This is a genomic window from Bacillota bacterium, assembly GCA_012837335.1.
Lineage (GTDB): Bacteria > Bacillota > Limnochordia > Darwinibacteriales > DTU012 > DTU012.
This window is the reverse complement of record DURM01000065.1, coordinates 21266-36860: the sequence shown is the minus strand read 5'-3', so window position 1 is coordinate 36860 and position 15595 is coordinate 21266. Positions and strand designations below refer to the sequence as shown.

At 46.4% G+C, this 15595-nt stretch carries 10 protein-coding genes and 1 riboswitch; of the genes, 1 reads left to right on the top strand and 9 read right to left on the bottom strand.

Annotation, left to right across the window (positions count from 1 at the left end):
- From GX019_09545 to GX019_09505, 9 genes are all read right to left on the bottom strand, one after another.
- On the bottom strand, positions 1–700 hold a 700-nt coding region (locus GX019_09545), incomplete at its 3' end, for a hypothetical protein (GenBank protein HHT37402.1).
- 271 nt (positions 701–971) lie between these two features.
- The gene (locus tag GX019_09540; protein ID HHT37401.1) at positions 972–2957 is read right to left on the bottom strand and encodes a sigma-70 family RNA polymerase sigma factor; all 1986 of its coding nucleotides are present in this window, start codon (positions 2955–2957) and stop codon (positions 972–974) included.
- A 116-nt stretch (positions 2958–3073) separates the two neighbouring features.
- Complete coding sequence (locus GX019_09535) at positions 3074–4030, bottom strand: hydroxyacid dehydrogenase (GenBank protein HHT37400.1); 957 nt, start codon at positions 4028–4030, stop codon at positions 3074–3076.
- Positions 4031–4102: 72 nt separating this feature from the next.
- Positions 4103–5014 (bottom strand): hypothetical protein, encoded by a 912-nt coding sequence (locus GX019_09530; GenBank protein ID HHT37399.1) that lies wholly within the window; start codon positions 5012–5014, stop codon positions 4103–4105.
- 102 nt (positions 5015–5116) lie between these two features.
- Positions 5117–6421, bottom strand: a complete 1305-nt coding sequence (locus GX019_09525) for a hypothetical protein (GenBank protein ID HHT37398.1) — start codon at positions 6419–6421, stop codon at positions 5117–5119.
- 172 nt (positions 6422–6593) lie between these two features.
- Positions 6594–10106: a pyruvate:ferredoxin (flavodoxin) oxidoreductase gene (gene nifJ / locus GX019_09520; GenBank protein ID HHT37397.1), complete on the bottom strand. Its 3513-nt coding sequence runs from the start codon at positions 10104–10106 to the stop codon at positions 6594–6596.
- A gap of 261 nt (positions 10107–10367) precedes the next feature.
- A complete protein-coding gene (locus GX019_09515) occupies positions 10368–11261 on the bottom strand; it encodes a hypothetical protein (GenBank protein HHT37396.1) in 894 nt (297 codons plus the stop codon).
- Positions 11245–12156, bottom strand: coding sequence for a homoserine O-succinyltransferase (gene metA / locus GX019_09510; GenBank protein ID HHT37395.1), 912 nt, complete (start codon positions 12154–12156; stop codon positions 11245–11247). Before metA ends, GX019_09515 begins: the two co-directional genes overlap by 17 nt.
- Before the next feature lie 23 nt (positions 12157–12179).
- A complete protein-coding gene (locus GX019_09505) occupies positions 12180–13466 on the bottom strand; it encodes a homocysteine synthase (protein HHT37394.1) in 1287 nt (428 codons plus the stop codon).
- A 90-nt stretch (positions 13467–13556) separates the two neighbouring features.
- Positions 13557–13667, bottom strand: a riboswitch (SAM riboswitch).
- 239 nt (positions 13668–13906) lie between these two features.
- Between GX019_09505 and GX019_09500 the strand changes: the two genes are divergently transcribed.
- Complete coding sequence (locus tag GX019_09500; GenBank protein ID HHT37393.1) at positions 13907–15574, top strand: EAL domain-containing protein; 1668 nt, start codon at positions 13907–13909, stop codon at positions 15572–15574.
- Positions 15575–15595: the final 21 nt, after the last annotated feature.

Below are 15595 nucleotides of genomic sequence, written 5' to 3'. Positions count from 1 at the left end.
GCTCAAAAACCCCTGATTTTATGGATTCGTGGTAAAATTGTTGAACCTCAATTACAGGTGTACGATAACTTCGCGTAAGCATTGCTGCAAATACGGGCACCTTTAAATTTGTAAACAATCCACCTAAATAACCTATTAGTGTGTTATAACCTGGGGTTACCAGCTTCCATCGATCGCCGGTTTTAGCTAATATGTTGACAAAATAGATTCCGTAAGACTCAAACTCGCGAAAAATCTTGAACATAACATAATCTGTTTGATCATACGTTAATTCTATCTTGCCTACCACATATTCTGCTAGGCGAGATTCGCACCACAGTTTAAATCTTAAAAGTCCTTCTGCTGACCACTCTTCTAAATGAGGCGGCGTTTGGATATCCCAGGTTGCATCTGACCATTCCAGCGTAAAAGCTGATGAGTTTGATAAGGACACACCTTCAGGTAATGAAAAATCAACCTCGTCCATTGAGTTATAGAAATAATCGATTACAACAGGCTCCTCGTAAACGGTCAGCACAAGTTCAACTGGTTCTCCTGTTTCCGACAGAACTAATTCGCGATATACGGCTGCATGCTGCATTGCTTCGGTAAAGTCTGTAACCAACCGATCATTGATCGAATTAGCTGCAGAAATGCTGCCTACAATGAGAATAGTACATACTACCAAAAGCATAATCATTGTAGCTTTCTTATAAGCCATATTAATCCCCTTTCAATAATCGCTTGGTCATGCCGCTCTAGTTCCGCGCGCTATAGGTGATATCATTGCTTTCTAGACGCATTTCTTCAAATGATTTTCCACCTTGTCTCAGCTTTAGAAACTAGGTCTAGGTCCACTTGCTATTCCTATTAATTACCTTTATTTTTTATTTTGTTTTTAATTTATTATTTCCTGCTCTTTTCAAATTATTTCATTTGTTTTATTCCTACTTAGTGATAACAATGAAAAAATAGACACCCAAATCAGGTGTCTATGGTATCGAGCTTATTTCAGCCTTGCGCAGCAACAGCTGCCATTTATTCAAGAAACGGGCATTGCCCCTTACATCCAGCCCTTGTAATTCAGCAATCTGCTGCAAACTTAACTCTTTCTGCCACACATCTAAGATGCTCAGTTTGGCATGATCGCTTGTGCCGGAATCCATCAAAGCTTCCCGTAATCTCGGCCAACCAGCCTCCCCAATATTCATCAAGGCTCTAACTGCCGATTCTCTCACCTGCTTGCCATACTCCTCATACCGCCTGTCAGGTGCTTCATAGGACAAGTAAGTGCTGATAGTGGCGATACATTCAGCGTCCTTACTGTAGCCTAAAGCTAAAAGCAGCGGCGGGATGGTGACAAACTTGTTGGTATTTAACAGGTTTAATATCTTTTCATTTAAGTCGTTAAAACCAGGTGGAATTAAGTCCGCCACTAAGCCGCAGAGAACCCTGCTTGCGTGAAACTTTTGATACTCAGCTTTAGCCGGATAGTTTTCTAGTTCCTGAATAACTCTGGGAAGCAGCTCATCTGCCCATTTTAATTCTCTGTCAGCGAGTTTTGCAACTGCAGCTGCTAAAGTGAAGCGCACAGGAAAAGGCTTAGACAGCGAGTCCCAAAAAACATCTAGGAGAGCGTGGATTACCACATCCGTTTGCTCCTTCGGAGTCAAGTCTGCCAAAGTTTTTACCGCTGCGTCAACTACTGTCCAATCCTGGTCCAAGACTGCCTTAAGCAGACTTTCCATAATGAAAGCACTGCTGGTTCCAATCTGCCCCAGGGTGATGGCAGCCTGCCGCCTTACTTGCGGATAGGGTACCTTCAATAAAAGATCGCAGACTTTTTTTAATGGTTTCGCAGTTCCTAATCTACCTAATCCATCCAGCAGAGAAATCATGGTTACTGGATCAGCGGTTTCCTCCAGCATTTGAATCATAATTTGATCCAGCCCAGCATCTCTTAAATCGGCAGTAGTTATGGGAACTGCTCTCGGTTTGCTGTCCTTTACATCAGCCAAGCAGCGCACCGCTTTGCCGCACTGCTTGTGGACATCCATATGGATGGTCTGCCGCTGCAGCTCTTCCAGCACCGGTACAGCCTCAACTGCCTCCAACTCGACTAAGCTCTGGATTATCCTAATCTGGATGTTGGGCTCACTTTCTAAGGATAACCGCTCCAGCAATGGTGGTATCAGCCGCTTTTCCTCAGTTTGACCGATAATCTCCGCTGCTTCCAGCCGAATCTTGCTGTTATCAGCAGCAAGATCAGCAAGCAAGCGGGAATGATTCGCCCTAGCTGCTGTCAACCGTAACTGCCCTGCTGCCTCCCTCTGCTCCCGCGGGTTTTCAGCCGCAAGTTTCTTCTTAATCTCTTCGGTTAGTCGCTGCAGATATAGATGGGCTTCGCATCCTAACATATGCAGATCGTCTTCAAACACATTGATCAACTCCCTTTGGAGAGCCTTCCGTCCACGGCTGAGACGCACATAAACAGTATTTGCTGTTACACCTAGGATGGCAGCAATTTCAGCGGCAGAGTAGTTCAGGATGTGATGCAGGACGATAACTTCTCGGTGCTTAGGGTTGAGTCCGGCTAAAGCTTTTCGGATCAGGTTCTGTCTGTGCTTTGTCTCTACATTTGCTTCTGGCACAGCCGACAAATCTCCATCAGCTGAGAGCATTAACAGAGAGCAGTCGCTCTGCTGCTGATTTCTCCTCTGCTTGCGCAGATGCGACTTAGAGATATTGATGGTAATTTGGCGGATCCAAGCGTCAAATCTATGGGGCTGACGCAAGCTGGCCAGCTGCCGGTACCCTACAATCAAAGCATCCTGCACGATATCCTGCGCATTCTGATAATTCTGCACATAAGAGAAAGCTAATCCAAGCAGGGGTTTTTGGTATTTTTCAACCAGTTCACCGTACTTGTCCCGCTCTCCTTTCAGTGCTCGCAGTACCAGGTGTGTGTCATCTACCATGGCGGATCCTCCTTTCTTTCACTTATTAGACGATCTAAGGTGCAGCTTTCTTTCAGGTCAAGGAAAAATTTCCATAAAAAAGTCCAGAAATCTCTGGACTCAAGGTTTTTTAACTGTTAAATAACTTTATTCTGCTGACAGCCTGCCATCCACTCCCGGACATTATCAAAAGCAATCTCTGCCCGCAGTTCTAGTGACTGGTGAGAATACCAGGCAATATGCGGCAGTGTTACTATGTTTTTAGCCTTGAGCAGCGGATGATCCACTGGCAGTGGAGGCTCGATTTCATAAACGTCAACTCCTGCGCCGGCTAATTTGCCGCTGTTTAAAGCGACAGCCAAGGCTTGGCTGTCCACTACCGGACCCCTTGCCAAATTGAATAAGTAAGCTCCATCCTTCATACTTGCCAGCTCGTTGGCTCCAATCATGCCGCGGGTGGAGTCATTAAGCGGGCAGTGCAGTGTCACCACATCGGATTCAGCCAGGAGCTGTTCCAGTGACACCTTTTCATAGCCGACTCTCCGAACCTCCTCCGGGGACTTCTCTGAAGGTGAATAACCCAGCACACGGCAGCCAAAGGCATTAAGCAGTTTGATTACTGCTGAACCGATTGCACCTGTGCCGATTACCCCCACGGTTTTTCCCGCCAGCAGTGGACCTACCAATCCATCCTTAGTACCGCCGGTGCGGCAGCGTTCTTCAGTTTCTTTGAAGCGGCGCATAGTGCTGATCATCAGTCCGATTGTCGTTTCCGCGACAGCTGTATTTGCATAACCTGATGCATTGGAGACTGCGATCCCCTGTTTGCGGCACTGCTCAATATCGATGTGATCAAATCCGGTAAACGCCACCGAAATGAATTTGAGCTTTTCGCATTGGGAAATAAACTCACCCGGCAGAGGTTTATTGCCGATAACCACGACATCCGCATCTTTGGCTTCACGGAGCCAATCAGCTTTTTCACTGCTCTCCGGCATAGCAACAAAAGCATGGCCTGCATCCAAGAAAGGACGGACAAGCGCTGAAAGCTTCTTTTCTGAAATTCCTAATGGTTCTAGTAATACGATTTTCATTGCGATTCCTCCTGATTAATACTTACTAAGCTATTATACCGCACTTGTCCGCAATAGATCCCTCTATTTGGTTCAACAGCTTGAGCTTCGGATCAGCTCCTCGTAACTGATCCCGTACTGGTAAGCGATATCACTGGCAAAACCAGTGGGCAGCGGCTCTCCTGGTGTAACAAGATAGGTACGCTCAATACCTTGGGTCTTACCATCTTCGTTGTTTGCGGGCTGTTTGATCCCAGCCACCAAGCTGACCAATTTGGTAATTCCATTGGTACTTGCATTAATTACATCGATCTTTTTAGCGAGCTCGTATAAATGGGTTACAAAGATAACCCTTGTCCCAATCAAGCTTAAAGCTTTAAGAATCTCTTCTGCTATGATTGTACCTTCATGGGAGTTGGTGGAAGAGAACGATTCATTCATCAACAGGAAACTATCACCAGAGATTTCCTTCATGATCTGTTCAAGAAGAACCATTTCCTCTTCCAACCTGCCCCTGTCAGTGCCTGCCTTCTCTGCGCTGGAAAAGTGCGTATAAATCCAATCAACAGGACTGATCACAGCACTCTCTGCAGGAACTAGCATGCCTGCCTGAGCAAGCAGCTGCGTGATCCCGATCGCCCGCAGATAAGTGGTTTTGCCACCTTGGTTAGGCCCTGTGACTATAAAAATCTGGCCCTGCTTGCTGTTCATCTGCACATCATTTTTGACAATTACATCTGAAGAATACCCTGCTCGGGCTGCCAGATGGAGAGCAAAACTCAGATCATAGATGCCCGAAGCTGCAAACTGTTTGCTTTCACATGAGACAAACTGCGGCCGGCACATCGGCAGACCTAATTTCTCAAGGGTTTGAATCAGCTCCACTGCCCCTTGATAAAACAGCATTTCAGTTTCTAAGTTTGTGAAGAACCGCATTAAGGCGGAAGTAATGCTGGAAACAACTCCCCCTAGATGGAGCAGAGTTTTTTCGGCAAGCTCTATCACGCTTCTTTGACCGAAAAATTTAGGGTCATTGATCGCTTTCCAACTTGCTTGTTCCTGCCTGCGTCTTAATAAGCCGCCAAATCTTCTGGCACTGGAGAAAGTTTAATTAAGCAGGATCAGGCTGGATTCGGTAGCTTTACTAAAAATCTCAGCAATTCGCGCGGCTTCCTCGCCCAGTCTTCCCTTTTTGACGCCCAGCACTTCTTTTTCTTGAAAATGGGTGAACAAATAATCGACTGGACTGAGGGAAGCGGTCCTTGCCGGCACAAAACAGCCTGCTTGAAACAGCACTTGGGCAATTCCAATCGATCTGAGGAATGTTGTTTTGCCACCTTGGTTTGGACCGGTTAGGATGAAGATCCTTCCAAATTGGTCAGAATAATGATCGTTTTTCACTATGTGGTCAGCGCCGCGGTCGTCATTAACTAACCGCACCGCCAGGCTTAAGTCGTACACCTGCTCCAGCTGCATCTGCTTATCTGGTTTTGCCCTTACCTTCGGTTTACAAAACTCAAATCCGTACTGCTGCATGTTTTTAATCAGCGAAATCATTACTGTGAAAAATCTCAACTCTGAACTGAAGGGCAACAGATGTTCCATGGGATAACCTTGATATTTATCATAAAAGTGCTCAAGGGCTTGAAAGTACTCCGGATATATCTTTTGAGTCTCCTCCAAAAGACACCCTTCTAATGGAGAAAAACTGTTTCCCTGGCTTATATCGCAGTCTTCATAGGCAGCTAAAAATGAAATTCGCTCGCTTGCTTGAATTAGTCTCCCAGTCAGTGATGCTTTATGCTCACCTGGAGCGCAATCAACGGCCAATTCAGTTATTTTCTCAAAGTGATAAACCAGATCAACTGAGCGGATCGCGTCAGCTTGAGTTGTCAACTGCTTAAGCTCAGCAGCCATGCTTTGAAACACGCTGGAATCTACAATTTGAGAAATCAGCTGTGACAGCTTTTGTAAGCCTTGAGATTGTATTTCATTGCGATGGTTTTCTAAACCGCCCCATAAAGAAGTGATCACCTCAGTGTAGATAATCGACTTCTGCAAAAATAGAGCTGAGCGGTGGACCGCATCTGCTTCAGATTCTGCCTCAAAAGCCTTGATTTGTTCAATCTGCAGAGTGATTTTCTGAAACAACTGAAATAAACCATCGCTTGTAAGCAGATCGTCCATGATATCCAACCGATATTCGATCACTGCTTCAGTGGTACAAGGTTTATACAGCAGTTCTTCCACGATCCATCTGGATTCCCGCTCTAATCTTAAGTTTTCGATTATTTCCCGCAGACCTAAGTCTTTAATAAAGGAACTAGAAGGTGGGTAATTGTTTTTCCATGTGTCCATTTGGGTTTGGTCTGTCCAGAGAAAGCTGAAATAAGGCAGCTTAAGAATGCTCATTACATCACAGCCCCTATTTTAAAATCATTTTATTCTCTTCTTTTATTTTTCTGAATTTAATCTCACCGCAGATAATTCGCTGTAAAATTTAAAAAGTCCTGCTATATCTGCACATAAAAAACCCTATCAACTGCTCAAGATGAGCAGCCGATAGGGTTCAATCTAAACGGTATTACATTTCAGCCATCCGCTTGTAAAGCTCCCAACGTCTCTTAGCATCTCTTTCAGCACGCTGTAAGAGATCTTCTGCTGTATCCGGGAACTGTCTCAGCAGACGTGCGTACCGGTTTTCGCTTAAGACAAATTCTCTGAAGTCACCGGTAGGTTCTTTGGAATCCAGGATGAATGGATTCTTGCCTTCTTCTTCTAACATTGGGTTGTAGCGGTACAGCGGCCAGTATCCAGCTTCAACTGCCCGTTTACCCTGCTCAGCAGTGAGACCCATGTTGATACCATGGTTGATACATGGTGAGTAGGCAATGATTAAGGATGGACCTCTGTAGCTTTCAGCTTCCAGCATAGCTCTTAAGAGCTGGTTGCGGTTAGCACCAACGCTGACGCTGGCTACATAGACATAACCATAGGTCATGGCAATGCGGCCCAGATCCTTCTTGCGGATCTTCTTACCGGAAGCAGCGAACTTTGCAATCGCACCGGTCGGAGTGGACTTGGATGCCTGACCACCAGTGTTGGAGTAAACTTCTGTATCTAATACTAATACGTTTACATCTTCACCAGATGCCAGTACGTGGTCTAAACCGCCAAAGCCGATGTCATAAGCCCAGCCGTCGCCACCGAAGATCCAAATAGATTTTTTCACTAACAGCTCAGTGTTGTTAGCAACAAATTTCAGTGACTCTGCTGCATCACCATCTACAGCTTCTAAAGCTGCAGGCAGCGCGGCTTTAATCTGTTCAGCAGCGTCTTTGGTAATCTTAGCATCCTGCGGATCCTCTAACCAAGCTGCGAAACCAGCTTTTAAGTCAGCCGGTATCTCAGCTGCCATAAGTTTATCGATAGCATCTGCCAACTTAGCACGGCGCTGCTGGTAAGCAAGGTGCATACCGAAGCCAAACTCAGCGTTATCTTCAAAGAGCGAGTTAGCCCATGCCGGTCCGTGACCTTTGGAGTTAGTGGTGTACGGACAAGTTGGTGAAGAACCACCGTAAATGGATGAACAGCCTGTTGCGTTAGCAATGATCATCCGATCACCAAACAACTGAGTTGCCAGTTTAACATATGGAGTTTCACCACAGCCTGCGCACGCGCCGGAGAACTCGAAGAGCGGCTGGATAAACTGACTATCTTTAACGGTTGTTGGGTTGATTTCAACATCAACTTCCGGCAGTTCAATTGCATATTCCCAATTAGCAGCTTCTACTTCGGCGTGTTCTGCCAGCGGCTTCATGACCAGGGATTTTTCCTTGGAAGGACATACCTGGGCGCAGTTGCCGCAGCCTGTACAGTCAAGAGCTGAAACTTGGATGCGGTACTGGAGGCCTTGATAGTTCTTGCCAATTGCATTCTTGGTAACAAAGGTCTCTGGAGCGTTTTCCAGGGTTTCCTCAGCAGCCAGGAATGGGCGAATTGCTGCGTGGGGGCAGACAAATGCGCATTGGTTACATTGGATGCAGTTATCAACGATCCAGATTGGGATGTTGATCGCAATACCGCGTTTTTCATACTGAGTTGTACCAGTCGGAACAGTACCGTCGGGATCAAATGCGCTTACCGGTAAATCATCACCTTTTTGCGCTGCGATCGGACGAACGATCTTTTCTACATACTCAGGTACATTTTCAGCTACAGCAGCTTCGTCAGCAGCTTCTGCCCAGGATGCTGGGTAATCAACTTTTTGAAGTTGGTTGATACCGGCATCAACAGCGGCATAGTTCATGTTGACAACTTTCTCGCCTTTGCTGCCGTAAGAGTCTAAAATAGACTGTTTAATATATTTAATCGCATCATCAACAGGAATTACATTAGCAATCTTAAAGAAAGCTGCCTGCAGAATAGTGTTTACTCTGCCGCCTAAGCCGATTTCTGCTGCGATCTTATTAGCATCAATGTTATAGAACTGCAGCTTTTTCTCAGCAATGGTACGCTTTAAGGAAACAGGCAGACGAGTCTCCATTTCTTCTAAAGTCCATGGAGAGTTGAGCAGGAATGTGCCGCCTTCTTTAATGCCATCCAATAAATCATACATATTTACATATGCAGAATTATGGCAGGCTACAAAGTCCGCTTGATCGATGATGTATGTGGATTTAATTGGGCTCTTACCGAATCTTAAGTGAGATACAGTTAAGCCGCCGGACTTCTTAGAATCGTAAACAAAGTAGCCTTGAGCGTACATGTCGGTGTGGTCACCAATAATCTTAATGGAGTTTTGGTTAGCACCAACTGTACCGTCGGAACCAAGACCATAGAATTTGCACGCGATTAATCCTTCTGGTGCTGCGTTAACCTGCTCTTTTACTTCTAATGATGTAAAAGTAACATCATCATTAATGCCGATTGTAAAGTGGTTCTTTGGATTATCGCTTACTGCGTTATCAAACACAGCCTTGATCATGGATGGGTTGAACTCTTTCGAGCTTAAACCGTAGCGTCCGCCTAATACCGGAGTGGTAATGCCAGCTTCTTTTAAGACGGTGCATACGTCTTCATACAGCGGTTCGCCAACTGCACCCGGTTCTTTAGTCCGGTCTAAGACAGTAATTACTTTCACACTCTTCGGCAGTACATCCAAGAAGTACTTGGCTGAGAACGGACGATAGAGGCGAACTTTAATTACACCTATTTTGTATCCCCGGTCTGCGAGGTAGTCGATGGTTTCTTCAACTGCTTCTGCGCCGGAACCCATTAGAATTACAACATGCTCCGGATCCTCACAGCCGTAGTAGTCAAACGGCTTATAATTGCGGCCGGTGATTTCTCCAACCTGTTTCATTACATCAGCAACGATGTCCGGAACGCGATCATAATATGGGTTAGATGCTTCTCTGTTCTGGAAGAAAACGTCCGGGTTCTGGGCTGTACCGCGCTGAACAGGTCTTTCCGGATTGAGACCGCGCTTTCTGAATTCCTCGATTGCCTCATAGTCAACCAGCTTAGCGATGTCTTCATAGTCAATCATTTCAACCTTTTGGATTTCATGCGATGTTCTAAAGCCATCAAAGAAATGCACAAAAGGAACTCTGCTTTTCAGGGTAGCTAAGTGAGCAACCAGTGCTAAATCCATAGCTTCCTGGACAGAGTTGGATGCGAGCATTGCGAAACCAGTTTGTCTTACTGCCATTACGTCTGAGTGATCACCAAAGATGGACAGTGCGTGGGAAGCAACAGTCCGTGCAGTTACATGGAAAACTGTCGGCAGTAATTCGCCGGCAATTTTGTACATGTTAGGAATCATTAACAGCAGACCTTGGGATGCAGTAAAGGTTGTTGTTAACGCTCCGGATGCCAAGGAGCCATGGACCGCTCCGGCAGCACCGGCTTCAGACTGCATTTCTGCAACTCTGACTTCTTGTCCAAAAATATTCTTCATACCATGGGCAGCCCATTCATCAGCTAATTCACCCATTGGCGAAGAGGGAGTAATAGGATAAATAGCCGCAACATCACTTAATGCATAAGCTATATGCGCTGCTGCGGTATTGCCATCGATTGTTCTCTTGGCCATTTTAAGATGATGCCTCCTTAATATATATTATTAGATCACACAGGGAATAGGTCGCGGTAAAAATCACAAATTCACCTGTGACTATCTAATCTCCACCTTAGTTAATTTGCTAACTGCAGTGGATTCTCCTGCCTAGTTTAAAAAGAAAACTACAATGAGTTCCGCAAGTATTCTACCATAATTAAATATGAAAAACAATAATACCTCACAATTCTTTCCACACAAAAAACGTGCCCAATAATCAGGCACGTTTCCTAAGTCTCAACCACCTCTGATTTGTTCAGCAAGCGCTTTAATGTGCTGATAACTAGTTCCGCAGCAGCCGCCAAGAATCTTTACACCCTTTTCTGCAAAGCGGAGTCCGTAAGCGGCAAACTCCTCACATGTAAGCTCATAAACAGCTTTCCCCTGCTCCATTTTTGGCAGTCCCGCATTCGGCTGGACGATTACTGGCAGATCAGTCAGCTCCAACAGCGAATCTACTACCGGTTCCAGCTCCTGTGGTCCTAAAGAGCAGTTTGCTCCAACGGCAGCAGCGCCCAGCTCCTCTAAAACCCTCACCATCGATTCGACAGTGCAGCCCATGAATGTCCTGTGGTGGGCCTCAAAGCTCATAGTGCAGAATACCGGTAGATCAGTATTTTCTCTTGCAGCCAGAACAGCGGCCTTCACCTCTTCCAAATCAGCCATGGTTTCAATGAGAATTATATCAGCGCCGCTTTTTTGTCCCTGCTCAGCCTGGCGTTTTAAATACTGGTAGGCATCTGCAAACTTTAAAGTGCCGTATGGCTCTAACAGCACACCTAATGGGCCGATATCCAAAGCGACCAAAGCCTCGCTGCCAGCCGCCTCCTTGGCCAGAGAAACGCCGGCATCAATCACTTCCTCCACCGTAAAACCAGTATCTTTTAACCGCAGCTCATGTGCGCCAAAAGTATTGGCAGTGATTATCTGAGCACCGGCGGATCTATAGCCTTGGTGGATTGCTAAAACTACATCTGGGGCCTTGAGATTCATAAGTTCCGGCAGAGTCCCCGGTTCTAAGCCTTTTTCCTGCAGCATCGTACCCATAGCTCCGTCAAAAATCACTGTTTTACTGCCCAGCAGCTGGTTAACATCCATCTGGTTTTGTTCCTTTCTATGCGTATAAATCATAAGGCGTCACCTGATATACATAATAGTTAAGCCAATTAGCAAACAGCAAATTAGCATGGCTACGCCACAATACCAGCGGCTGCTGTTGGGGATCATTGTGAGGATAGTAATTTTTCGGCACCTCAATCTCCAGTCCCCTGCTGAGATCCCGCTTGTATTCTCGCTGCAGTGTATCCGGATCATATTCGGCGTGACCAGTAACAAAAATCTGGCTCCTGTCCCTGCTTGCCACAATGCACACACCCGCATCCTCCGATTCAGCCAAGAGCACTAAGTCCTCGACCTTTTCTATATCTTCGCGCTTAATTTCTGTATGGCGCGAATGGGGTATGTAAAAGCGATCGTCAAAACCTCTCAGCAGGGGAATACCTTTAGATAATGCGTAATGGCTGAAAACACCAAACTGTTTTACCGGCAGCTGATATTTAGGTACCCGATAATGGTAATAAAGGCCTGCCTGGGCTCCCCAGCAGATATGGAGCACTGATGTTACATGCGTTTTGGACCACTCCATGATTTGAGTCAATTCTTCCCAGTAGGCTACTTCTTCAAATTCCAGCTGTTCCACGGGAGCTCCGGTTATAATTAATCCATCAAACCGCTGGGTCTTAATCGCGGTGAATGTCTGATAGAACCGGTCCAGATAATCAGCGGAGGTGTTTTTCGCTTGATAAGTCTCCGGATGCACTAAAACCACCTCAACCTGCAGAGGCGTATTACCAATTAGGCGCAAAAGCTGGATTTCTGTTTCTACCTTGGTCGGCATTAGATTTAAAATCGCTATGCGTAAAGGGCGGATATCCTGGCTGAGCGCCCTGCTCTCGTCCATCACAAAGATATTCTCGCGGGCGAGAACCTCTTTTGCAGGCAGGTCATTAGGTATTTTCACCGGCATGCCCCATTCCTCCTTCCCTCAGCTTATCTGGCACTCTTAGCTAGAGCTTGGTCGAGATCGGCAATCAGATCATCCCCATCTTCAATGCCAATCGACAGCCGGATTAAATCCGGAGTTACTCCACTCGTTCTCTGCTCCGCTTCCGATAACTGGGCATGAGTGGTGCTGGCAGGATGAATTACCAGCGATTTAGCATCTGCCACATTTGCCAGAAGTGAGAAAAGCTCTAGGCTGTTGATGAACTTTTTCCCGGCCTCCGCTCCGCCTTTGATTCCAAAGGAGAAAATCGAGCCGCAGCCTTTGGGAAGATATTTTTGGGCCAGATCAAAATATTTATTGCCTTTAAGTCCCGGGTACTTCACCCACGCTACCAAGGGATGCTCATTTAAAAACTCCGCGATCTTTTGGGCGTTAGCTGTATGTTTCTGCACCCGCAGCGATAGAGTCTCCAGACCCTGAATAAATAGAAAAGCATTGAATGGACTTAGGCAGGCACCTGTGTCTCTGAGCAGCTGGACCCGGGCCTTCGCGATAAACGCTGCCCTGCCGAAAGCTTCGGTGTAGCGAATCCCGTTGTAAGATGGATCCGGCTTCGTGAACTCGGGAAACTTGCCGCACCCTGCCCAGTCAAAGTTACCGGAATCAACAATTACCCCGCCGATCGAAGTGCCGTGACCACCGATGAATTTTGTCGCTGAGTGGACGACAATGTCAGCTCCATGCTCAAAAGGTCGGTTTAAGTAGGGTGTAGCAAAAGTATTATCCACGATCAGAGGGATTTTGTGCTCATGAGCTACTGCTGCCACAGCTTCCAGATCAACGATATTTGCCTCAGGATTGCCGATCGTTTCGACAAATATTGCTTTAGTGCGTTCTGTTATAGCTTCGGCAAAATTAGCTGGCTGATCAGGATCGACAAATACGGTCTTGATGCCAAACTTAGGCAGCGTGACCGCAAAGAGATTGTAGGTTCCACCGTATAGGGTGCTGGCAGCTGCAATTTCATCACCGCATCCGGCAATATTGAGAATTGCGTATAAAATGGCCGCCGACCCCGATGCTGTCGCCAGCGCTCCCACTCCACCTTCCAGCAGGGCCATTCTTTTTTCAAACACATCGGTGGTTGGATTCATGATTCTAGTATAAATATTCCCCGCTTCTTCTAAGGCAAAGAGCTTGGCGGCATGGTTTGCATCATCAAAAACATATGAAGTTGTTTGGTAAATCGGGACTGCCCGCGAGCCTGTAGTCGGATCGGGGACCGTGCCGCCGTGAACCTGCAGAGTATCAAAACCCAATTTTCTTTCCATAATGCTCCTCCTTGTGCTGATAATCGGGGGTACAAAAAAAGCCCCCCTATTTTTGGATAGAGAGGCTTGGTAGTCTACTGCCTAAATCACCTCTCATCTTTCAGAGCAAGCGCTGCTCTGCTGGAATTAGCACCTTCTCAGTTATAAACTGCCGGTTGCCGGGCGTCATCGGGCCAGTCCCTCAGCCACTCTTGATAAGAGTTTTCTGTTTTAGATTATTTAAACCAAATATTAGCACAAACAAAATCCTGAAGCAAGTTTAATTTTTGTTAAATCTCAAATCTGCTTTCGTGCCTGTCTAAAGTCATTTTTGTAAAAATTTAGTGGACAGTTTAGCAGGATAATCTCACTTAATATGGAAGAAATTAAGAAAGGCTTGACTTTAACGCGAAGGGGTTATAAATTTGCCATCGTCCCACGGTTCAGAAAACCAATATTTAATGACATTGCTGAACACATATGAGCCGCGCTACTCGTCCTTCTTTCACAATAATCCGGACGGAATGTTCTGCTGTGCAATAGATACCGCCTTGGTGGAAGTTAACGCTGCGCTGGTGACGTTCAGCGGATTTAACCGCGAGGAACTGCTGAACACGCCCTTGACCGAACTTATTATCTCTTCCAGTCAAGAGAATTTTGCGACTGTCTTGACTGCGGTTAAGCAGGGATGTGTGAAACGCTTTCATGTCGGTTTTCTCCACAAAGACGGCAGAAAATTGGCGGCAGAGATGACGGCGATTCCGATTTTCATCAATAAAAAGGTTGTGGGAATCCACGGAATCATTCGCGATGTAAGCGGTGAGCTTAAGACTGAGAAGTCACCTGAGGAGATTAAGTTTTATGACCCGCTTACCAAACTGCCAAACCGAATTCTTTTATATCAGCACCTCCAGCAGCTGATCAGTAAAGGAGTATATGACGGTGTACCTGCTGTATTTGCCCTTGATTTAGATCGCTTCAAAGTGATTAATGATTCCCTGGGACGGGATCTAGGCGATCACCTGCTCTGCCAATTGACTGATCGAATGGGCAGTCAGCTTAAACCCAGCGACTTTTTGGCCCGCCTGGCCGGCGATGAGTTTGTAATTGTAGTAAAACGCAACACCCGAAATGATTTAGAGCAGTTCTGCCAAACACTGCTCCATCAAATTGCTGCGCCGATTGAGGTAAGCAATCAGCGCCTAACCATTACCGCAAGCGCCGGCATCTGCCTCTTAGCAGATGTGGAACCAAATGCGGACGCGGCAATCCGCTGCGCCGGAATTGCGCTATACCAGGCTAAACAGCGAGGACGCGGCTCACATGAGTATTACTCACCTTCGCTTGGTTTTCAGTCAATGCGCCGCATCGAACTGGAGGCTGCCCTGAAAGACGCGTTCGCTCAATCCCAGTTTTTACTGCACTATCAACCGCAGATCGATTTAGAACTATGCCGCATTGTCGGCGTTGAAGCCTTGGTGAGATGGAATCACCCTGAGCTGGGGATGGTTCCACCGCTGGAGTTTATTCCCCTTGCTGAAAAGACGGGCATGATTGTTCCTTTGGGAGAATGGATTTTAACCGCAGCCTGCCAGCAGTTCCGCGTTTGGCTCGATCAAGGCTGCACCTTAAGCCGCCTATCGGTGAATATTTCTGTTTCCCAGTTCAACCAGAGCAATTTCTGCGACCAAGTGCTCGCTATCCTCGAAGAAACCGGACTGGATCCGGGCTATTTAGAACTGGAGATTACCGAAAGCCAACTGCTTAACGTTGAGGCGGTAATGAACAAAATTCAAATGCTCAGAGCGCGGGGAATTAAAATCGCTATCGACGATTTTGGTACCGGATACTCTCCCCTCAGCCACCTGCGGCAGATATCCATTGATACTTTAAAAATTGATAAAGGCTTTATCCAAGAAATATCTTATAATACCCGGGATCGGGTGATTGTCCAGACGATTATCAGCATGGCCCGCATGATGCGGCTGAACTTAATTGCCGAAGGCGTGGAAACCCACGAACAGCTGCAGTTCTTAGGCCAATACAGTCTGCGAGAAGTCCAGGGCTACTATTTCAGCCCACCCCTCCCCAACTATGAGTTAGAAAAACTGCTGGCCAGGTCCATGTGACCCGGCCAGTTCTTTTTTTCT